Here is a 22,233-nt window from a genome sequence, read left to right on the forward strand (position 1 = left end):
CGCTAAGAATACTTCTGAATAGGGCTTCAAAGGAGATGAGCATGGGTCAGCCCCCGTATAGAAGCAATTGCCTCAACCACAGTAACAGCTTTAAAGCTGAAAACCTGCACACCGAGCCCGAAGCTGATGTGTTATGCACAATCGACGAAACCGGGATTGCGACCATTACGCTTAACCGGGTCAACAAACACAATGCGTTTGATAACAATATCATTCGTACCCTACTGGATTACCTTTATCAGTTAAAAGCCCACCCTGCACTTAGGGCACTTATCCTAAAAGCCAATGGTAAGCATTTTTCGGCTGGTGCCGATCTTCAATGGATGAAATCCATGGTCGATAAGCCTCTTGAAGAAAATCAGGCTGATGCGCTCCAACTAGCCAAGCTGTTGTATGAACTGGACAATTTCCCAGCCCCCAGCCTTGTCTATGTTCAGGGAAGTGCTTTTGGCGGCGCTTTAGGGCTCATTTGTTGCTGCGATATTGCAATTGCTGACAAGACAGCTCAATTCTGCCTCAGTGAAGTCAAACTCGGCTTGATCCCCGCGACAATCGGACCTTATGTCTGTCGCGCTATCGGGCAACGCCAGGCACGACGTTATATGCTGACTGCAGAACGCTTCAATGTCGAAACCGCCCATCAGCTCAACGTGATCCATGAAATAACCAGCACCCAAGAAGAAGCCATTGAGCTCGTTACTAAACTGACTTCTCATATCCTGGGCAATAGTCCTAATGCGATGGTTCAAGTGAAGAAGTTATGCCAACTGTGTGACAGACACAGTATTGATGAAGAACTTATAAACACTACCAGCGAACTCATTGCTGAAATCCGTATCTCACCTGAGGGACAAGAAGGACTGAAAGCCTTCTTCGCCAAGCGCCCACCGGCATGGAGCATTGATAATGAGTAAACTTACGGATGAGAAAGTCATTCCCCTAGCAAATAACACCGGAGACTCTCTGACAGCACTCAATGAGCCAAGAGGCATTCGCAGGATACTTATTGCCAACCGTGGTGAAATCGCGTGCAGGGTTATTGAGACCGCCCAAAAAATGGGTATTGAAACCATCGCCATTTACTCTGAAGCAGACAGGATGGCCAAGCATGTCAAGATGGCCGATCACGCCATTTTGGTAGGTGAAGCGCCAACCGTTAATTCCTACCTCAATATTGCACGAATTATAAAGGCCGCCAAGACACTCGAGGCTGATGCCATTCATCCGGGTTACGGTTTTCTTTCTGAAAATGCAGCATTTGCCGAAGCTTGCCTTGAAAACGATTTAATTTTCATCGGTCCACCGTCTTCAGCAATGAAAGCAATGAGCTCAAAGTCAGATGCTAAATCCATTATGGAACAGGCACATGTTCCCTTAATACCGGGATACCACGGTAACGATAATAGCGTTGAAACACTAACTGCGATAGCCAACCAAATCGGCTACCCTGTCCTGCTCAAAGCGGCACTCGGTGGCGGTGGTAAAGGCATGCGGATCGTCGAATCTGCACATGAGATGCCCGATGCCATTGCCAGCGCCAAACGCGAATCAGCGGCAGCGTTTGGGGATGATTTGCTGCTTATTGAAAAATATCTGGTCGAGCCGAGACATATTGAAGTTCAGGTGTTTGCCGACCAATACGGAGATGCGATCTATCTTTCTGATCGTGATTGCTCAATTCAACGACGTCATCAAAAAATCGTAGAAGAGGCACCGGCCCCTAACCTGTCGGAATCGCTACGTCATGCAATGGGTAAGGCTGCTGTCGATGCTGCCAAAGCGATTGGTTATATCGGTGCCGGTACTGTCGAATTTTTGCTTGACGCTTCCGGTCAGTTTTACTTCATGGAAATGAATACCCGACTCCAGGTCGAGCATCCGGTTACAGAGCTCATAACCGGGCAAGATTTGGTTGAATGGCAAATCAATATCGCCAGAGGTAACCCGCTCCCAATCAGCCAAAACGAGATAGTCCATCAGGGGCACGCGATGGAAGTAAGGATTTATGCAGAGGATCCAAATCAGGACTTCTTGCCTTCATCGGGTCATATTCATCATCTTAGTGAACCAGAAAAAAGCAGCAAGCAATCAATTGTCAGGGTAGATTCCGGGATCCAACAAGGTGACACTGTCACCTCTCATTATGACCCAATGCTGTCAAAGCTCATCGTCTGGGCTTCAACCAGAAAAACAGCAATAACAGCACTTTCTCAGGCACTTGCAGATTATAGGCTGATTGGTCCTGCAACCAATATTGATTATCTACAGCGGGTCATTAACCACCCAGCTTTCAACAATGCCGAGCTCACAACTCATTTTATAGAGCATCATCAAGCTGAACTTAATAACGAGCAAGCACCTAGCGTCAAGCTAAGAGACACAGGCAAGACTGATGCTGACAAGACCAGCAACCACTCAGGCTTGCTAACTATTTCCAAACTAACACTATTCGCTGCAATATCAGCTATCCATCGGGAAGGTCAGTTTGTACATTGGCGCTTAAATCAATCAGCGAGCCAAAAAATAGCAGTAAATCACACCCGAGATGGGCATTGTCACTTTCTCTTTCAGTTCCCGGATCTATCAACATCAGTATCAAAAGCGCTTGCACCTAATGGTCTAGAAATCCAACTGGTACAAATAGAAACGAATAACCAGCAATATAACCTGGCCGCTCAGAACATCCACCTGTTATCTATTACCAATATCAACGGTGGGCATCGCTACCAGATAGAAATTAATGGTCAGAAAGAACACTTTACGCATATTGAATCAAATGAAGAGCAGCATATTTATTATCAAACCTGGCATGATAATTATTTCATCGGTAACGACACTGACCATGTCCATTTACATAATGAAGAAGAAAATCAAGCCATTGCCCCCCTGAATGGCATCCTGTCCGCCCTGCTCTGCCAGCCAGGCGATAGCGTCGAAAAAGACCAGCCACTGCTGGTTATTGAAGCCATGAAAATGGAATATACCGTCAGAGCGCCATACAAAGGCACAATTTCAAAAATGTTATTCGCACTCGGTGATCAAGTGGATCATGGCAAACTACTCGTGCGCATTGACCCGGAAAAATAACAGACGGAGAGCTCTGATGTCGATTTTACCCAAGCATGTTTCTATTGTTGAAGTCGGCGCACGAGACGGCCTGCAAAATGAAAATCTAGTCACAACCGCTGACAAGGTCCACTTTATCAACCAGCTATCACAAACAGGCCTAAAACATATAGAAGCTGGTGCATTTGTCTCACCCAAATGGGTACCACAAATGGCCGATTCACTCTCTGTAATGAACCAGATTAACCGTACTTCTGGCATCACCTACTCAGCACTGACACCAAATGTAAAGGGTTTCGAGCTCGCTCTTCAGGCTGGCGCGGATCAAGTCGCAATATTTGGTTCAGCCTCGGAAGGTTTCAGCCAACACAACATCAACTGTTCAGTCAGTGAGAGCCTAAAACGATTCGAACCTGTGATGGAACTGGCCGAGCAATACCAAATACCAGTTCGGGGATATCTCTCATGTGTTGCCAATTGCCCCTACGATGGTGCAACGCCACCAGTCAAAGTGGCAGAAGTAGCCCGCGAGCTAATCAACCTTGGTTGTTATGAAATCTCGCTTGGCGACACAATCGGCACTGCCACCCCGCTACGTATTGCCAAAATGCTTGAATCAGTTAACCAACATATTCCCATTAACCAACTCGCCGTTCATTTTCATGATACTTGGGGACAAGCACTTGCCAATATTTATCAAGCTTTAACCATGGGGATCACTGTCATCGACAGCAGCACTTCAGGCCTTGGCGGTTGCCCCTATGCCGACGGGGCGAGCGGAAACGTGGCGACAGAAGATGTGCTCTACCTCTGCAACGGGCTAGGAATCGAAACAGGCATCGACATAGACAAGGTTGCAGACGCAGGCTGGACAATATGCCAACAACTTGGCAAGTTACCGTCATCAAAGGCCTCTCTTGCTATTAGAGCCAGAAAGATCAGAGACGAGCAAAAAAGACGATAGTTACTTCGATCAGAGTAACCATCGTCAAAGACAAACGGGGCATTGCAATTATTGCTCAGACCTTAAGAAACGTTGCTCGGCTTCAAGTTCGTTCACTGCCCGCCATATTTTCTGCTCCCTAGATTGATGTTTTTCAAAGTTATTGGTGATACCTTCAACACTAAGTTCATCCATTGGACCGATATATTGATCCGCATATCCAGAAAACAGTTTTCTGAATTCTTCCACCGTCGGCAAGCAGTTGTTGTCTTGCTCAAAGTCTTCAAAAATATCATTTACCGTTAGTGAAATATCTCTCTTGATTCCATCAAAGTCCGAACTATCCATCGTGTTATTACTCCGAAAATAATCCTGTACTCCAATGTACAGATTTTCAAATCAAATAAAGTGTAGTTGATAAATTATTACTTATAAGATTTTTGACTTTTTTAAATATTCAATCTGTAATTAACTGTAAGACACTGTTTCCATTCTAGTTAACCATCTGAATATCAAAACACAATGAAAATAAACAACGCAAAAAAGTTAATATTTTAGAAAAACATCTCATTTTTCAGGCGCAGGGTTTCAGCACCATAAAGTAACGTAGGAGTAAGCTACACTTATATTATCTTTATTTCATAATCTTATAGGTTTTGAGACAGTGATAACCCCGTTTCATTATCACCAAGATAGGCTATCGCGGCTTCAGATAACTGCGCTCACAAATTCGATTAAATACTCCTCTCTGGTTATCAGTATTTTTCTCTCGCCGCTTTCTAATGGAAAGGAATCATCATCTGAGTCTATGTTCAATGAATACAAGCATGAGAAGGTAAATGAACCTGAACATGACGAAACATTCCAATCATGGATTGACGACACACAACTTTCCATATCCGATACAATCCAAGAATATGGTGCGTCAGTTGACCACTTTGTCGGCAAAACAGAAGATGAAGAACCCATAAGCAACCGAAGTTATATACGAATTCGCTTCAAAAGCCGTTATACCCACCGTGAACATTTTGACCCTGATGCCAATGTCTATTTGAAACTGGACCTCCCTCATACCAAGAAAAACTGGAAGCTGATCTTTGAAACAGATCCGGATGACTTCGACCGATTAGAGGATAAAGAGCGCAGCATTAGCAATAACAGTGACAATAGTCTGAACAGCGCAATCGGCGGTGTGCGCCTCCAGGGGAGAAAACTGGGAGAATGGAAAACCAATATAGACCTCGGGGTAAAACTCAAATGGCCTTTAGATCCCTTCACTCGCGCAGATCTCCGCCGAGTTGACCAACTCAGTCACAACTGGACAAGCCGTTTCAAACAAGAAATCTTTTATTACCATTCAAAGGGACCGGGCAGCCTGTCCTCACTTGATCTCTATTACGCTCGCCGAGATGATCCCTCGACAATATTAAAACTCAGCTCAAACATACAGTATCTTGATACAGACAATAACTGGGAGTTTGTACAGCAAACAGAAATCCTTGATCGTATTGATGATGATAACTTACTTCAATACTCGCTGGGTATCAGCGCAGACTCAAGGCCCACATACTCTATTACAAACTCATGGATATCTGCAGGATGGAAACATCGGTTGTACAAGCAGTGGTTATATCTGACAGTGACGCCCGAGATCGACTTCCAGGACAAATTTAACTACAAAATAAATCCGGGAATTATGGTAGAACTCGAATTATTCTTCAGTTCAGATCGTGGTATAGACAGGTTAAAAAGAACAATACCGACACCGTAATCCGCAAGCTCTAAATGAGTAACAATTAATTGAGGGACATACTTACACCAACAGTAAAGGAAGATGCGGAAAGCTCATCAAGTCCAATAAGCGTACTGGCTTCTGCATAGCCATGCCAATCTTCGTTAAATGCGCCTGAAAGCCCAAAATGCATCCGCCCGTATACGGCATCGTCGGAGTTAACAATAATTGGTAACACACTACCTGAATGATCAGCTTTCAATTGGCTGATAATTCGCTCTGATCCGCTGTCAATATCATAATGAATATACCCTCGAACATAAGGTTGGAAGATACCCAAACTCGATCGTACCGGATGTGAGATACTGACACCTGTAATCAACATTGTTGATTCCAAGTTGTTGACATTTTCGACCTTAGAAATCAGGTAGTTTGCATTACCTTTTGAAAGCCGTTCTGCATAGCGATCGGTATCGGATAACGTATACTGAAAGCTGCTTTCAAAAGCAATATTAAGATAGTTATAGTCAATAACGTACCCGCCACCAAGCGAAAATACCCATATATCCGAATCAGCTTCATTTGCATTGTTGATAACCGTATCCGAATAATGACTAATACGTCTTTCTATGTCTGTATCCATTAATGCATAGCTAGCAGTGAAATCCACATACCAGTCATTTTGGAAATAACTGAAGTAGCCGGAAGCGACCAATCCGTCAATATCACTTTCCGTACTTTCATGCTCATCGTCATAAAAGGGCAACCCCAACGCCAGACCAAATAAGTAGTGGTCATTCAATAAATAATCACCACCTAAGGTTAATGAATAGCCATCTTGTTCCTGATTTCTGCTAGTTGCAAACATCGAACTTTCATTATTGGCTACATTTGAGTTAACTCTAAAATAGGCACCGAGACGAGAGTAGTTTTGCTCGCCAAGCAAACCATCCTGATATAGTGTTAGCTCAGAATATTGACCACCATAAGTCGTAGGCTGGGCATTCGATTTCATAGCGGTACGTAAATTACTTACCCGTTGGCCCATTTCACTGTTATTGCTGGCAAAATATGGCATCGACGGAACTTGCCCAGGAGGAGCAGAAACTGAATCAGGTTTATCACCTCTAAAATCACTAGCCAACGCCATCAAATCAGAAATTGCCTTATACACTTCAGAAGATAAGCGGGTTGTAACCGACTCTTGCTGCTCGGCATCTGCTGCACTTACGGCGGGATGACTCAACAAGGTTCCTGCAACCAAGGCTGGTGTAATTAGTCTAATTAGCTTCGCAGACATACAACTTCCCCCAGAAATTATTGCCCTTCACCACAATTAAATTGTTAAAATAGTCAGTAGCAATGAAGTCACTAATTAGTATAGAAAGTGAGCACTTTTGCCCCTGTCGCAAAAATGACCATATCGATAATTTTTCAAACAAAAAAATCTAAGCGAGAATATAAATGCTAACAAGCATTAAATGTTCATCTACTTAATTGATATACAGCTCTTTTCTACTAAGACTCAAACTAGCTTCTATATATATTCTGTGGCAGTATTTAACTTTCATGTCATAGAGTTTTGCATGAAATCAATGGATTGTTTTGTGTCGAAATCTATAAAGCTAAAGTCACCTTCTATTGAGCAATACCAGCATGCCTGATAACCACGAACAAACAGATAAAGTTATAATCGGCAAAGCCCTCGTTTTCGATTGCTCGACGAAGCAACTCTTAAACAAACAACAAATCATTAAGTTAAACCGCGCTGAACGAGAGGTACTCTATACTCTGATAGCCAATGCACCACGAATGGTGACAAAAGCCGAGCTGCTGAAGGCAGGCTGGGTAAGAAAAGAAGTCACTCCAACCTCTCTGTTTCAAACCATCCGCAACCTCAGGATAAAGCTAAAAGAAGAAGAGAAAGGGCAAATCATTGAGCTAGTGCCTAAACTTGGTTACAAAATAAACATCATGCAGCCCAGAAAGCCTGCCCCTTCTGATGAAAGACCCCATAAAACAATAAATAAATCACGACGCGCACCCAAGATCGCGCTTTGTTTTGCATTGACTCTATTCGCAGGCCTCTCCATATTGCTATATAGCCATCTGCAAAGAGACCAGTTTTATCATCGGACTATCACTGATGATGAGAACAATACTGTGGTGCTGCTATCTAAACTTGAAAGTGATCTTATTCCACTACATGGTTATAGCAATCAATACATTACCCCTAAAACTATTCATGATAAGCTGTTTTTCATTTCAAAATCAGATGAATACTATTCAATAGCCTTCTGTAATAAAACTAAGCAAAATTACTGCGATCCAGATTCTGCCCGTGCAGTAACCTTTAAGCATTTTGACATTGATACGTTTTGGCCGCTCTTAACCGAAGAATCAATGACGATAGGTGCGATGTCAGTTTATGAAAATACGACCAATATGCAGGCTTCTGCAAAGTCATATAATTTATACCTTGAGAACGGCAACATCTACCCTAACCTGTCTCAATACTTCGTACGCAAAAAAGGCAAGGACACATGGAAGTTTACCGGCATTAGCTTCCGTATGAATAAAGATAAATCTGAGTTTGTCGCTATTTCATTTAAAGGGGGGCAATTCTCGTTGATTGAATCTAACATTTCGCCTTTCATTGCCACCAGCAAGATAACCCCCGGATACTTCTATTGGATCAATTCTCAGGAAGAACTCAAGACAATGGGCGTGAAACTCCCTGGTGAAGTAAAGAACTATGAAAATAGCCTATATACCAAGGCTGTTGGCTATGACACTTACATGTTATACAGGCAAAAAGGACTCTTCCTTTGGTATTCACCGGATGTAGGTTTCTATTGGTATGCCCAGCAAGGAGAAACCGACTCAAACTTCGACGAATATTTCCAGTTTGCCAAATGCAATGGAGATCTTCAGCTCAACCCTGATCCAGAATGTGACTAGAGAACTCCGGTACAACCTTGATTCCGGCAGCCCTTGCCGGAACCACAACTTAAAGTGATTCAGCTATACTATCCATGACATCAGATCCTCCATACAAATTCATAACGAAACGTGAGTATCCAATGAATCGGTATATCTTCCCTGCTACAGTACTGGCGCTAGTTCTCTCCCCACATCTCTTTGCAGCAAACCTCGAAGCGGCTGCTGATGATGTCTGTGTTTGCCTAGAAGGACCTTACCAACATGCGGAAGAGACATTAGCGCTCGTAAACGAGGCGCTGCAATCCGGCGACATGTCCAAGATATTAGCTTCACAAGATGAGATGATGAGAGTGATGAACACCTCTGAGCTGTGTATTGAAGACCTAAGTAAAAAATACCCAGATATCAGTGCTGACGAGACACTCCAGAAAGAGGTGATGCGTATTGCAGACGAAAAATGCCCTAACCCTTTAGAGAAGTTAAAAAGCGCCTCAGCCCCTTCAAGTTAAGTACATAGCGAATACCTAAAATTGCTTAATACCGCTATTGCCATCCCCGCGCCATTTGTTAAATTATTGTAACTACACTTCAACGGGAGATTTGGTATGGTAACGTTGAAACGGCTACTTTTTAGCACATTCATAAACTTACAGCCCTTTTTTAACCTAGCTTATCCGCTTATGTTTGGCTTAAGTGTACTAGGCATTACATTAGGGATAATACTTATGGCGACACCTTCCAACGTGCACGACTCCAGCCAACTAATATGTTTGGGCTTTGCGCTGACTGGAGTGTATCTGATGTTATTGAAAAAGTACTACGCGTTGATCCTTGCCTGGGCTGATACTCGTGAGAGCCAGGTCATCCCGCTTAGAACTGATAACAGTCGACATTTGTGAGCGACAACTAGAAGCCTGGTACAATATCTACCTAGCAATCTAGTGATGTCACTCAGTTATTTTTTCGCTTCACGACGCTCCAATAGCGCTTCAATATTTGCCGTCAATTGATCGATCTTATCATCAAGACTGTCTAGGCGCTCATTATCCATACCAACCATTTTCTGAACCAGTTGGTGCGCACGTTCTTCAGCAGAAACAGACTTGTGGATACGAGTTGTATGAATACGCTCTTTCAGCTCAGATTCAACGCCTCGACCTTGTTCAATCAGCTCATTGTACATAGCCTTGCCTTTGCCCGAGAGCTGATTCAATTCATCCCCACCTTTCGCGTATACACCTAACCCAGCAAGCCAAACCTTATTATGGAGCTTTTCTTCACGGGCCGAATCTTCTATTTTCCGTTCTTGGTCTTTCATGATCATGTCCTCATACACTAGCTTACAACTGCCAGCCAATGATAAAAGCTGACTTCTTATGTATCAGGATAATGCTTTCAATTAGAGTGATCTCACTAATTTAGCGAATCATTCAGGGAAATATGTACAGGATGACGTAAACAAAAGCGGGAGAACATCTCCCGCTTTCAGCTTAGTTAGATATTAATGCTAGGTGGGATTTTACTCGGTAACAGGAAGCTGTATTCTTCACGCGTTTCATTTCGGTCGTTGATGATTTTTTCAACCTCTTTCAAAGAGGCATTAAAGCAGCAAAGAGGACCGCCTTCTTTCGTTATCCTGTCATCTTCAAACCACTCAAAGTATGGAAAATTGTTCGTACGGTATTCACCTAGCCTACGATAATAAACACCACCAAGAATCTGTAGCAATGACAACTGCTCAAGCGACTGCTTCATAGGCGGGAAGTTTTGCAGCCAAGCTTCCTCCGTGTGTACATTCAACGGATCTTTGCCCCATACAGCCCCGGTTACTGCAGGTGCAAAACTCATCAAAGAACTTTGTGGAAAGTTAACAGCGGCATGTTGTGCGCTGGCAGTGAATATAATCATCGTCAGCACTTCGGACAACTGCTCACGAGTTGTGATTGGCTTGAACCCTTTTATCGAACCTTCTTTCATCAAAGATTCTGTCCAAGCGGTTAGCTCATAATCTTCAGTTACAGCGGCATCATCAGAGTAATAAACATTGATATAGGACGTCGTCCACTCCTGAATCGCATCCCAGACCAAAATAGCGTCATCACGGTATGGGTAATCCAGAATATCTTTATTATCTACACAGCGCGTCGCTAAATCGGCTGGCAGCATATACCCATAAAAGTCCAGATTTAGCCTGTCTGTACCAGCTGCCTGTTGGGTAGATTCAATCTTGGCACCAAAGATACTATCAATAGGCCCACCTTCTGCGATTAGCGAACCTGCGGCACTATTGTTAATAAACAAGGTCCCTTCGAAATGAGGTAACAGCAACACATTAATCGGGTGAGATTCAGCAAGATAGCGATTCGTCGCTATGGTAAAGGCTTCAATGATCAAGTGAGTTCGGCCTAAATGTACAAAGAGCTCATGGTAGTTACCATCCGCAACCTGAACCAAGGTCATAGCGGCCTGCCACTGCCAGTATTCCGCAGAGTTATCATTATTCTCGACCGCATAGGTTAAGATGGATGTGTCCTTATCCTGAGCACTTTGTATTGCAACGGGCATTAGTGATTTCTGGCCCTTGGGAATAGCAAACAATGCAATTGGTGCAAAGACTTGCTTTTCTGCCCCCTGAGGGTTGTCGGCAAGCATCTCTAGCTCATGGTAATCAAGCAGGTAGACACGATTATTTGTCAGCGCCTCGGCTAATGAATCATCAGTCCCCATCACTTTTTGAAATCCTTCTTCACTGACGGGGAAGTTATCCGGAATGCTGGTAACCCCTTTGATTAACATTGGATTCTGACCCGCAACCCGGAATCTGGCAAAAGTCTCATTTTTCTGGAACACTTCGGCGACAGCTGGTAGAGGGATCTTTTTGAACAGATCTTTGTATGCATCGAGGCCGGCCTCATTGCGGTATTCCTTCACCTCCGATTGCACCAACCTCAAATACATCTCAACCAGTGACTTCAGCATTTCAGATGTATTTCTGATCAAAGCCCACTCTTGCCCAGGCTTCAAGCTCACAGCTGCCTCGGAAACTTCTTTCAAGCCATCTTTTATATCAACCAGATCTGCAGCATCTTTGACATTGGCGATAAGATTTTCAACAACAGGTACTAAGGTTTTTAGCACGGTGATCTTCCAAGTTAAGGTCGGATCCGCTTCTCTCGGCACTTCTTTAACCATAGGAACAGGTGCAACATTTGGATGCTTGAGATCCCAGACATATTGTTCTTGTGTTGTCTCAAGTTGGTTCCGACGCTTTTCTTGCTCTCGTTTACTGTCATTCTGCGGCAGCGTTGGGTGTAAACGCGGAAATAAGTTAAACATGGTGAGTCCTTTCTTCTTAATTGTAGAGATATATAAGAATGACCGTTACATGCAAAATCTAAAAAATGGTCATTGGCATCACTCATCGAGCCACTGTATTGCTACAGGTCAAACCACTATTCGATAAGATTGATAAAGAAGATAGTTCAGGAACTTTAATTAACCAGCCAAAATCAAACCAGTTGCATATCAAGAGTCTAAACTGTTAATTCACTCACCGATCATGAAAGTTTTATTTCCACAGCCCAACAAAACAATTGAAGAAAGATCACATTTCCTAGCGAATTAATGGCTATAGATCACCCAATGATAACTTCTGACACTTTATAAAGATGAAGTTTGGGTTGTTAGATAAATGTTCATAATGCTGCAATGAAAGCTCTTTGACTTTCTCCGATACAATACCTTCAGATAACTGGGAAACAACCAGGCCACTATTTGTAATGGCTGTCATGATCTCCGTTAATGATCGCCGATAGAAGGTAACATCAACGGGAGTACCAACAGTGTCCCAGATGTCCTTCACAAGCTCGCATTCAAAGTAGTTGCCGCTAGTGGAACACTCAAAATCAGCAAAGGGATGATGCGTGGAGAAAACCATATACCCACTCGGTTTTAAGACTCTATTAACGTCATCAAACAAAGTTGAGAGATCCTGTAGATAATGAAGAACAAGCGGACAAATAATCACATCAGTACTATTCGACTTTTCTTTAGGAAGGCCGATAGACAAATCCTGAGTATAAGAAACAACTCTATCACCAAGCTTATGTCTCACCAATTTGATCATTTCTTCAGAGGCATCAATACAGGTTATACTAGATGCACCTTGCTTAATAAGAAACTCAGCATAAACACCTGATCCACATCCTAAATCAAGCACATCCTTTCCCGACAAATCGTCCAGCATTGCCTGCATAGACGGTCTTTCAAAATGAGCATTGTAAATATTGTCCTGTACAGCCGAGTCATACTGTTCTGCATATTTTGAATACATATCAGATTTCATAGAGCTTCCTAAACATATAAAGCGAGGCATTTGATACGCTCGCTGGAAAATTTCAACACGAAGCAAGCAGGAACTTATCAGCCGATAGGCGTCCAAGCAACCCAAAATAGAAATATCATCAGCTTATTCATCAGACAGGTAATAACATGTAAAAGAGCAATAAATCAGCGCTATAACTTTCAATAGTTACATATAGCTTTCAATGATGTATTGAGTTGGATTCAGCTGATTAAAGGGGGCTCATGCCCCCTTAATAAATTAGGTAGTAATACGAAGCTATATACGGCTTCAAGCATTCTCATGCTAGAGAATAACTGGCCATCTCTGCACCTTACTTTTGTATAACACCTTCATTAGACACTGGTGGCCAACTGTTCGCATGTTTAAGCTTGGCATCGAAAAATGCTTTCAGGTTAGTATCAATCGCCTGACCAATTGGATAGCCATTAACTTTCCCAGCCCCATCTGGCATGGTGTAAGTAAGATCGGTAAAGCTCATGTGGCTGGCGCCGTTAAAGCTCAGAGAACAAACAGGTACTGAGTCATTAAACAAGGAATCATTGAGACCAGGAAACGATTCACCGGAGTTGGAATAAAAGAAACATGTAGGTACTGTCAGTTTCTCATCCATAGTCCAATTAAACATTGCCCCATCAAGATTGACGCCAGCCTTTATTTCAGGGTTCTTGTTAGCCAGAATGACTGAAACATTCCCCCCAAAAGAATGACCAAAACTGGCGATTTCCTCTAGATCCATATGTTGTTGTAATGGTGTCGAAATTGTACCTGATTGAATTTTAGACAGTGCATCGACTAGCATCATATTATTGGTGTACCAAGTATCAAATCGATCAGTGAAACCATTCGCAAATTTCGCTGTTACGGCTTTACTAAGCGCCTCTTGCCACTCCAATTGAGATTCAGCTTTAGACATACGTTTTAAGCTTGTTATCAAGGCTGCCAGGTCATCCTTATCAATATTTCCATTAATGTTTTTATCTAGCTGATAAACCACGTCCCCTGTATCTCTTTCTATCGCCATTGTATCTTCAGGATGGCCAACCGCGAGTACTATGTAACCATGGCTGGCGAGGTACTCAAACCGAGTCATACTCTGACGCGGAAAGGTATTAAATCCATGGTTATAGATTAATACAGGGTGTTTACCCGAGGCCGCAGGCAGATCAAAAAACGACCACGATGCTGGCAACCCTTTATATTCAGACTCAGGGAAATCATTATCTTGTAGTACCTTGGCAATCGCCGGGATCACATAGGTCGCTTGTTCACCAACGGCTTCTGCTTCACTCGGGTACCATGCAGAAACCTGAATCCACCTTTCCTCTTCAGTGACCTCAAATTGATGAAATCCAATTTGATACTGGCCATCTGGTTTCGGAAATACAGCAGTATGCTGCTCAACTGCCTCAGCATGAACAATTGCAGGCCATTGCAAAATGCCGATAAAACCAGCTAATGCCAGCCTTCCTATTTTCCATTTCATATTAGATATTCCTACTTCTCTCTATTTATCGATATTCATACCAAAAATGGCAATTACAACGACTTGCAAAACAAGACAATCACCAAAAAGCAAATATTCAACCAAACATATGCAACAATATGCAACAATATGCAATCTATATCAATTTGATTAGACTAATCAATGAAAGAGAGTATTCTCATTTGTTATACGTGCCGAAATGTGACAACGGTAATAACTAAGACGCAAGCAACTTAGATTTTAATAATGGTGTATTAATGATTCAATTTGGAGAAATGGATATCTCAGACTATCAAGGTGTAATTAATCTTTGGGCAGCATCAAAAGGCATGACTCTCAGTGATGGTGACTCAAGAGCGAACATAGAAACGTACCTACAGCGAAACCAAGGGCTGGCTTTGTTACAATCCACAACAGCAAGATAATTGGTGCCGTTCTGGTTGGTGCCGATGGACGTAGAGGATATCTGCAACACCTGTCAGTATCATCAGCCTAGCAATCACGGGGCATTGGTCAGAAGCTGGTTGATCATGTCATATCCGCTCTCGGTAATAATGGGATATAGAAGGCTCATCCACAAAAGTGTGATGCATGTCTAATTTACGGGTGAATAAATTATTATACAATTCGCGAAACAGCACCAAAGAACAGCGTTCAAAAGTCCACACCGTTTTTTGGAAAGAGAAGTGATATGGAAACCTTGTGCGTTGAACACAATGTAAGGTTATAAAGGAAAAAATGAAGCCTACAGTATTTTTTAGTTTGATACTTTTAAGCGGATGTGCTTCTTCTCAAGTTTCGTCGACCGAAATACTCAGCCATGAAGTAAGCGATAACAGATATACTTTGATAGCCATTAGTGATAAGGAATCTGTGATCTCAAATAGTGAAGTCGATAGTGTTTTCAAGAATAAAGCTAGCGAACTTTGCCCACATGGCTATTTATTTTCTGAGTCAGCAAAAGCTAAAGGCTCGAATGACGCATGGAAAAAGAGAAGCATGGAGCAATATATCAAAACCCACAAAGTGAAAGGTGCACATAGCTACTTTAAAGACATAATTTGCACAATTTAGTACTTAATAGACGAAACATCCAAGCTGAAACTGTGGCTCATATTTTAATATGAATCACAGCGCGTTAATTGAGTCTTCGAGGCGCAACTGATGTTTAGTGATAAACTTAAGGAGATTAAGTATGGAGAAAACTAATCATGAAGCAATTTGCTTTTGTGGCAAAGTAACCCTAAAAATACAAAAGCTTAAGGATGAGTTCATCGTCTGCCATTGTGACACATGTAAAAAGTGGAATGGCGGACCGCAATTTGCGATGCCATGCGGTACAGACGTTGAAATTCAAGGGGCTGAATATCTTTCAGAGTTTACATCTTCCCCTTGGGCAAAAAGAGGCTTTTGCCGCAATTGCGGAACGCATTTATATTTCAAGATGAGTCAGTCAGGAACCTACAACATCTTACTGGGTGCAATGGATCTTGATAAGAAAGAAAAACTACATATGTCAATGCAGTACTTCATTGATTTAAAACCAGACTATTACAGCTTTGACAATGATTGTCCGGTCATGACTGAAGCTGAAGTTATGGAAAAATTCAGCTAATAAGAACACACAAAGGAATCAAGTTGGCAAATCAGACAAAGATGGAGATTTTGTTTGCTAGAAAAGTTAAATTCACTGATCTATAGCACGTTGGGATTAAGGACTAAGCCCTTTATATTTCGAGTATATGGGTTAGCTCTTACGTGGGGATTAACTCTAGTCGTTCTGCATCACTTCATATTCATTGATATTAATGACGTTGTTCCTACTCCGACTGAGGACGAAATTTCAGCAGCTCTGTTTTTCCTCCTGGTTGATGCACCAATTACTGAAACTCTAATATTCCAATGGTTTATACAAGGCGCTTTTCGCCGAATAACAGGTAGCCCAAGCTTTTCTATTGCAGGTTCAGCTATTGTGTTCTCTCTGGTTCATCTGAATAATTCAGTTTTGAATGCAACTATAGTTATAGGCCTCGGGTTTGCACTGGCTTTAACTTATGAATATGTCAGAATGAGAATTGGAAATATCTCTGCACTAATTCTTGTCTGTGTGGCACATATTTGTTGGAACTTTCTTACTATCCTTGGTGACTTGTCATTTTGGTTTGGAGTAAGTTGAACCAGAAAAGCGAGAGAATCATTTGAGTGAATTACGCTTGGAGCGCGCAAAAACAGAGCTGAAAAACAACACCCCTTATCCTTCAACATAGACTAGCTAGTCGCACAAGGAATCTATTCTTTGAATCACATCTTGACTTTTCGCCATTACCTCTTGAATAATCACATAAAAAGTTGACGTTACTCACATTTGAAACGCCCAGCGCTAATATATAATCGACTAATTATTCTGAAAAATCATCATCTTAAATTTTATAGATTCATTTTTGAAACAAGAGAATAACTTTATAAAATCAAATAAAATATTGGGTTGTGAAAATGTTAGGTACATCTAAGTTTAAGGTTACGGTATGCATACTTTTTTCTTCTATACTTATTTCTTTTATATATCCAAAATCACAAAATAACACATGTGATGAAAACGTATTATCATTTTATAAAATGATTGATAATGTAACTCCTTTCCTGCGTTTAGATGGTCAGATAATAGTAAACAAACCATTGTTAGAAAACTGTACAGTTATCTTTAGTACTTATGATAAGTCTCTGGATGGATTTGTTCTAGCCGATTATGGTGACCAATTACAAAAGGGCTTTATTAATGAATTTTGTTCAAACAGTAAATATTTGGACATTCTAAGAACAGTACCCAGGATTGGTGGCCGCTTTGTCAATAAACAGGGGAAAGAATTATTAACAATGTTCATTGATAAAAAAACATGTGAGAACTTTGAAATGTAATGATTAAATATCAAACATTCTTAGATGACAGCTCTGCATGACTGACAAAACTAACCTTCGATATTCCTAATCGGTAGAGCTCCTCCCTAATCATGCGTGTGCAAAATAGCAGCTTCTAGTTGAAGCTAGATACGCTCAAAATAAAATACTACCAAGGAAGATAGTGGCCAAATAAGAAATGAATGGGAGTTTTCTCCTACCCCACGCGCTATGCTCTAAATAATTACATAGCGCGTGGACAATTCAAACTTAAGTACGGTATAACACCTTTATGATGTGATAACCGAACTTGGTTTTAACCGGACCGATTGGCTCTAGCACTTTACCGGTGAATACGGCTTTATCAAATGCCGGAACCATTGCGCCTTTACGGAACTCGCCTAGGTCACCACCACGCTTGCCGGATGGGCAGGTAGAGTATTTCTTTGCCAGGGTCTGGAACTTAGCCCCTTTTTTCAGTTGCTTCAGAATGTCGTCTGCTTGTTCTTTGTGCTTTACCAGAATATGTAGAGCTGCTGCTGTTGAGGCCATGATACAAACCTAATATAACCAATATTAAAACGGTGAAAGTGTGCGATAAATCACTAAAAGTCGCAAGCGCTATCTCAATGTAAAATCCTCAAGGCATAAAAAATGCCAGTCGATATGTCGACTGGCATTCTTCTCTGTTTGTTTTGAGGCAGATTACTGCGTCTTGAAAATCTCAGCCGTTTCGAGATTGGTCATTTGACGGATCTGGCGCCAGATGAAGTAGAAGATCCCCATCATCATCACCATCGAAGGAATAGCAATCATTGGGTAGCTCATCAGAGTCAGCTTACCCAGCTCTTCATTGAAGGCCTGAGAACCCGACGGGCTTGTCACGATCATCGTTGCCAATACGTAGTTCATCACAGAAGAGAATACGAACGTACCAGAGAACAGGTAGTTTGATTTAGCCAGGCAACGCTGAAAATCTTTCTCTTTACCATTATCTCCCAACTTCTCTTTAATCAGAGACAAGTTTAGTACCGTGTCGTTGAACAACATTTTGCTCACTACCGGATACTTGGTAAATGTCGAGATAAAGACTCCCAATCCAATCAAGCCTGGGATAAGCGCCTCTTTCACTGCCAGCCACTTGGCATCAAGTTCCAATAAGCCGATACCACCGGTCAGCAACACGCTGACGAAGCCAAGCAACGAGATGAAGTTAAACTTCTTGTACTTAATTAACTCATAGCCACCAAAAACAATCGGGAATGCTAAAGCGACAACTAACGCGCCAACTGAACCCAGATGCTCATCACCACTCAATTTCATGAGGACAACAGACGGGACAATGACGTTAAAAATCAAATCAGTAAATGGGTTCGCTTTTTTTTCTGTCATAATCTCTTTCAAACGTTACCTAAAAGTTAATACCGTGCCATTGTTCCGTGAAACGGAGCTGGTGTAAAGGGTGTTGCAGTTACAAAGCGTAAATTATCATTCTTGATACGCATATTCTTCTGTTTACTGGCCTGCAAATTCGCTCATCCTCTCCCATACTCTATCAACATGTCTATGAATTACCTTGTTACTGTCATCCAGAAACAATGAACAAGGAGCCAAGCAATGGCCAAGCCGCTAATCGCCAATAATAAACCCGTCAAAGTCAGCCTTGAAAAAGGTCAGGAGTACTACTTTTGCCGATGCGGCCGTTCAACAAAACAGCCCTTCTGTGATGGCTCCCATAAAGGTACAGGCATCACCCCACTACCTTTCAAAGCAGAACAAAGCAGTGAAGAGTACTTGTGTGCCTGTAAGCATACCGGAAATGCCCCGTTCTGCGATGGTACTCATAAACAGTTTAGTGGCTCTGACGTCGGAAAAGAAGGTCCCGGGGTTACAGCAACTAAAGATGCAATGCCAGTAGCCTCTGCCACGAAGGAAGAACCCACTGTCGCTTTTATCCATCAGCTCGCCCGGGAAGGACTATCCCAAATGGGACATCACGGCCCTATGACAGCCATGGGGGTACCGCGTTATCAGCTTCCTGACTGGAATGATATCCAGATCATGGTGGCTCAAATGGCTACCAAGCCGCTGCTTGAAAATGCCAAGGTTGGCAAAGAGCTGGTCATTGGCCCCAAAGCAAAACGTCCACTGGTGCTTGATATACCCTTACTTATTTCCGATATGAGCTACGGCGCGCTATCTGAAGAAGCCAAAACGGCCTTAGCCATGGGCGCTGAGATGGCCGGTACGGGTATCTGCTCCGGAGAAGGCGGTATGCTAGCAGAGGAACAACAGGCCAACAGCCGATACTTCTATGAACTCGCCAGTGCCAAATTTGGCTATCACGAAGGGCTGCTAAAAAAGGTACAGGCTTTCCACTTTAAAGGGGGACAAGGTGCGAAAACCGGTACGGGAGGCCACCTGCCTGCCGCTAAGAACACAGGAAAAATCGCTAAGACGCGTTGCTTAAAAGAAGGTACAGACGCTGTTTCTCCGCCCACATTTACCGACTTAAAAACCGTGTCCGACTTCGCCGAGTTTGCCGACAATGTCCGTGAGATCACCGGCGGGATCCCAATCGGCTTCAAGCTCAGCGCCAATCACATCGAGCGAGACATGGGCTTTGCCCTTGAGGCGGGAGCCGACTACATCATCCTCGACGGTCGCGGAGGCGGTACCGGCGCAGCGCCTCAAATATTTCGCGATCATATCAGCGTCCCCACTATCCCAGCCCTTGCCAGAGCACGGTATTTTCTCGACAGAACTGGTATGTCTGATCAGGTCACGCTCATTATTACCGGTGGTCTGCGTGTACCTGCCGATTTCGTTAAAGCCCTGGCACTGGGTGCTGACGGCATCGCCATCGCCAACAGCGCTATGCAGTCTATTGGCTGTGTTGCCGCGCGAATCTGTAACACCAACAACTGTCCGGCAGGCATCGCGACACAAAAAGAAGACCTACGCCAAAAATTAAATTCGGATAAAGCCGCCAAGCAACTGGCTAATTTTCTTACGGCTTCTACTGAGCTAATGCAAGTGATGGCCAGAGCTTGTGGCCACTCCCATCTCAACGAATTCAATAAGGATGATTTGGCTACCTGGCACCATGAAATGGCTCGACTCGCAGGCATTGAATACTCCGGCTTTAAGCAACGAGAGTAGCAAGGCAACTATTCTGTGAAATTCTACTAACCTCTTATAGTTAAAAGAATATAACTTGATATTCTGATAAGCTGGTTTTAGAGCAAACGGCCATGCTCTATATTGCTCACTCTCAAAAAAGGACTTTAAAATGCTTAAAGCTGATAATACTGCCCTCGTCATTGTTGATGTCCAAGGGAAGCTGGCCCAGATAATGGATCAGAAGGATGCGCTGTTCAGTAACCTCGAGACCATTGTCCGAGGTGCCAAAATCCTTGAACTACCAATTGTATGGGTTGAACAGATCCCAGATAAACTGGGTCCGACGATTCCGCAAATTGCCGATCAGCTGCATGACCACCAGCCTATCGCCAAAAATAGCTTCAGTTGCTATAAGTCCTCAGCCTTTGTCGAAGCGCTGGCTGAAACGCATTGTCAGAATGTCATTGTTGTTGGCATTGAAGCGCACATCTGTGTTTATCAGACCGTTCTCGAAATGATCAGCGCAGGTTTCCATGTCGAAGTGATCACCGATGCTGTGTCGTCACGTGATCCACAGAACAAACAAGTTGCCTTGAACAAGCTTCAGCATGCTGGTGCAGAGCTGTCATGCACGGAAATGGTACTGTTTGAACTTCAGGAAATCGCCGAGGGCGAACGCTTCAAGCAAATTCTGAGTATCATTAAGTAGCGGTTTATAGCAAAAAGCCGATGGTTCCCATCGGCTTTCAATCTTTGCATTCAACCGTTTTATGACTGAGCTAGTCTGTCGTTAATAGCCGACCCCTGCGCAGTAAGATGAGATAAAAATTAACCCCAGGGCAAATGTCATTACATGCAATACAGGCTTACTTTTCGTCAAAGTCGGCATCAACCACACGCCAACCGCGGCAAGCAACAGCCCTAAGCTCAGAACATGCGCGATAAACGGCGACAGTTCGTTGTAGGTTTCAGCACGGCTTGCAAGATCAGTAAGCTGAGGAATACCGGTAAAAAGACAAATAACGGCAATTGCACTACCCAGCAGAGGCAGATAACGGTTAACTTCCTCGACTTTGTGTTCGGCTCTAATCAATGCAGTGTGGGCAAACAAAGTTCCACCACATAAGGTTGTTGCAATGAAATGAACAGCCACCAGCCACTGTTCGCTACGCTCTACCAAACCATGTCCGAAATAAAGAAAACCGCTTGCTAGTGTAACCGCAAGCATCCCACTTCTAAGGGTATCACTGCCCATCAGCGCTTTCTCGGCAAACCAGTAAAGCAAGGCAAGTACGAAGAATACGGTTGTCATCAGCGCTTCAACACTGAAGCTGTATACCGAATGGGTATTAGACATCATCAAATTTATTTCGCGTAGGATCAACGAAGCAAATAGTAACATCCAGAGTACTGGCATCGTTTTATGCAAGCGATCGCTTTGACCAAAACACAACTTTCTACTGAAAATCACCAAGCCCAAAACAATGAAAGATCCAATCGCAAGCTGGGCAAACACACTGGATAAAATAAATGGCCAATCAAACCAAGCCATGATCTACCTCTTCAATCTGACCCTGTTTCACCACAGGATGCTCAGAAATTATATGGAGTAATGAAAGCCGCGTATTGTGCCTGAAGCCGAACCGATGTGCCAGAATTGATAGAGTTAAGCCCATGACCCG

At 42.9% G+C, this 22,233-nt stretch carries 22 protein-coding genes; 13 read left to right on the plus strand and 9 right to left on the minus strand.

Features of this window, described 5'->3' with window-relative positions:
* Positions 1-41: 41 nt before the first annotated feature.
* The 3 genes from BIT28_RS24660 to BIT28_RS24670 are packed head-to-tail and all read left to right on the plus strand — an operon-like array spanning position 42 to position 4,030.
* Positions 42-914, plus strand: a complete 873-nt coding sequence (locus BIT28_RS24660; RefSeq protein ID WP_083652127.1) for an enoyl-CoA hydratase-related protein — start codon at positions 42-44, stop codon at positions 912-914.
* The gene (locus tag BIT28_RS24665; RefSeq protein WP_083652129.1) at positions 907-3,087 is read left to right on the plus strand and encodes an acetyl/propionyl/methylcrotonyl-CoA carboxylase subunit alpha; all 2,181 of its coding nucleotides are present in this window, start codon (positions 907-909) and stop codon (positions 3,085-3,087) included. Before BIT28_RS24660 ends, BIT28_RS24665 begins: the two co-directional genes overlap by 8 nt.
* Positions 3,088-3,103: 16 nt before the next feature.
* Entirely contained in the window at positions 3,104-4,030 is a 927-nt protein-coding gene (locus BIT28_RS24670) for a hydroxymethylglutaryl-CoA lyase (RefSeq protein ID WP_075767590.1), read from the plus strand.
* 48 nt (positions 4,031-4,078) lie between these two features.
* Here the strand turns inward: BIT28_RS24670 and BIT28_RS24675 are convergent, their stop codons facing one another.
* Complete coding sequence (locus tag BIT28_RS24675) at positions 4,079-4,357, minus strand: hypothetical protein (protein WP_075767591.1); 279 nt, start codon at positions 4,355-4,357, stop codon at positions 4,079-4,081.
* Between the two features lie 460 nt (positions 4,358-4,817).
* On the opposite strand from BIT28_RS24675, the gene BIT28_RS24680 reads away from it, so the two are divergent.
* A complete protein-coding gene (locus BIT28_RS24680; protein ID WP_175577604.1) occupies positions 4,818-5,780 on the plus strand; it encodes a hypothetical protein in 963 nt (320 codons plus the stop codon).
* A 25-nt stretch (positions 5,781-5,805) separates the two neighbouring features.
* Here BIT28_RS24680 and BIT28_RS24685 read toward each other — a convergent pair whose 3' ends face one another.
* Complete coding sequence (locus BIT28_RS24685; protein WP_075767592.1) at positions 5,806-7,041, minus strand: autotransporter outer membrane beta-barrel domain-containing protein; 1,236 nt, start codon at positions 7,039-7,041, stop codon at positions 5,806-5,808.
* Positions 7,042-7,397: 356 nt separating this feature from the next.
* Between BIT28_RS24685 and BIT28_RS24690 the strand changes: the two genes are divergently transcribed.
* Together BIT28_RS24690 and BIT28_RS24695 are read left to right on the plus strand one after the other, a co-directional pair.
* Positions 7,398-8,702 (plus strand): winged helix-turn-helix domain-containing protein, encoded by a 1,305-nt coding sequence (locus BIT28_RS24690; RefSeq protein ID WP_075767593.1) that lies wholly within the window; start codon positions 7,398-7,400, stop codon positions 8,700-8,702.
* A gap of 122 nt (positions 8,703-8,824) precedes the next feature.
* Complete coding sequence (locus BIT28_RS24695) at positions 8,825-9,193, plus strand: hypothetical protein (RefSeq protein WP_075767648.1); 369 nt, start codon at positions 8,825-8,827, stop codon at positions 9,191-9,193.
* Positions 9,194-9,639: 446 nt separating this feature from the next.
* Here the strand turns inward: BIT28_RS24695 and BIT28_RS24705 are convergent, their stop codons facing one another.
* The 4 genes from BIT28_RS24705 to BIT28_RS24720 all read right to left on the minus strand — a co-directional run bounded on the left by BIT28_RS24705 (position 9,640) and on the right by BIT28_RS24720 (position 14,533).
* Complete coding sequence (locus tag BIT28_RS24705) at positions 9,640-10,002, minus strand: phasin-related domain-containing protein (RefSeq protein ID WP_075767595.1); 363 nt, start codon at positions 10,000-10,002, stop codon at positions 9,640-9,642.
* A 176-nt stretch (positions 10,003-10,178) separates the two neighbouring features.
* Positions 10,179-12,020 (minus strand): lipoxygenase family protein, encoded by a 1,842-nt coding sequence (locus BIT28_RS24710; RefSeq protein WP_075767596.1) that lies wholly within the window; start codon positions 12,018-12,020, stop codon positions 10,179-10,181.
* Between the two features lie 292 nt (positions 12,021-12,312).
* Positions 12,313-13,029 carry a class I SAM-dependent DNA methyltransferase gene (locus BIT28_RS24715; RefSeq protein ID WP_175577605.1) on the minus strand — a complete coding sequence of 239 codons (717 nt, stop codon included), beginning with the start codon at positions 13,027-13,029 and terminating at the stop codon, positions 12,313-12,315.
* Positions 13,030-13,360: 331 nt separating this feature from the next.
* Positions 13,361-14,533, minus strand: a complete 1,173-nt coding sequence (locus BIT28_RS24720) for an alpha/beta hydrolase (protein ID WP_075767597.1) — start codon at positions 14,531-14,533, stop codon at positions 13,361-13,363.
* Positions 14,534-14,790: 257 nt separating this feature from the next.
* On the opposite strand from BIT28_RS24720, the gene BIT28_RS29735 reads away from it, so the two are divergent.
* The 5 genes from BIT28_RS29735 to BIT28_RS24740 all read left to right on the plus strand — a co-directional run bounded on the left by BIT28_RS29735 (position 14,791) and on the right by BIT28_RS24740 (position 17,449).
* On the plus strand, positions 14,791-14,958 hold the full coding sequence (locus BIT28_RS29735; protein WP_175577606.1) for a hypothetical protein: 168 nt from the start codon (positions 14,791-14,793) through the stop codon (positions 14,956-14,958).
* 313 nt (positions 14,959-15,271) lie between these two features.
* Positions 15,272-15,607 (plus strand): hypothetical protein, encoded by a 336-nt coding sequence (locus tag BIT28_RS24725; protein WP_075767598.1) that lies wholly within the window; start codon positions 15,272-15,274, stop codon positions 15,605-15,607.
* Between the two features lie 121 nt (positions 15,608-15,728).
* Entirely contained in the window at positions 15,729-16,148 is a 420-nt protein-coding gene (locus BIT28_RS24730) for a GFA family protein (protein ID WP_075767599.1), read from the plus strand.
* Positions 16,149-16,202: 54 nt separating this feature from the next.
* Complete coding sequence (locus BIT28_RS24735; RefSeq protein WP_075767600.1) at positions 16,203-16,709, plus strand: CPBP family intramembrane glutamic endopeptidase; 507 nt, start codon at positions 16,203-16,205, stop codon at positions 16,707-16,709.
* A gap of 317 nt (positions 16,710-17,026) precedes the next feature.
* Complete coding sequence (locus tag BIT28_RS24740) at positions 17,027-17,449, plus strand: hypothetical protein (RefSeq protein WP_075767601.1); 423 nt, start codon at positions 17,027-17,029, stop codon at positions 17,447-17,449.
* A 249-nt stretch (positions 17,450-17,698) separates the two neighbouring features.
* On the opposite strand, the gene ppiC is transcribed toward BIT28_RS24740, so the two are convergent.
* Entirely contained in the window at positions 17,699-17,980 is a 282-nt protein-coding gene (gene ppiC, locus BIT28_RS24745; protein WP_007465584.1) for a peptidylprolyl isomerase PpiC, read from the minus strand.
* Between the two features lie 153 nt (positions 17,981-18,133).
* Entirely contained in the window at positions 18,134-18,820 is a 687-nt protein-coding gene (locus BIT28_RS24750) for a VC0807 family protein (protein WP_075767602.1), read from the minus strand.
* A 225-nt stretch (positions 18,821-19,045) separates the two neighbouring features.
* Here BIT28_RS24750 and BIT28_RS24755 point away from each other — a divergent pair, with 225 nt between their 5' ends.
* Both BIT28_RS24755 and BIT28_RS24760 read left to right on the plus strand, forming a co-directional pair.
* Positions 19,046-20,590 (plus strand): glutamate synthase-related protein, encoded by a 1,545-nt coding sequence (locus tag BIT28_RS24755; RefSeq protein ID WP_075767603.1) that lies wholly within the window; start codon positions 19,046-19,048, stop codon positions 20,588-20,590.
* 130 nt (positions 20,591-20,720) lie between these two features.
* Positions 20,721-21,260 (plus strand): hydrolase, encoded by a 540-nt coding sequence (locus tag BIT28_RS24760; protein ID WP_075767604.1) that lies wholly within the window; start codon positions 20,721-20,723, stop codon positions 21,258-21,260.
* Positions 21,261-21,341: 81 nt separating this feature from the next.
* Here BIT28_RS24760 and BIT28_RS24765 read toward each other — a convergent pair whose 3' ends face one another.
* Entirely contained in the window at positions 21,342-22,103 is a 762-nt protein-coding gene (locus BIT28_RS24765; RefSeq protein ID WP_075767605.1) for a DmsC/YnfH family molybdoenzyme membrane anchor subunit, read from the minus strand.
* Positions 22,104-22,233: the final 130 nt, after the last annotated feature.

The organism is Photobacterium proteolyticum, from assembly GCF_001939735.1.
Taxonomy (GTDB): Bacteria; Pseudomonadota; Gammaproteobacteria; order Enterobacterales; family Vibrionaceae; genus Photobacterium; species Photobacterium proteolyticum.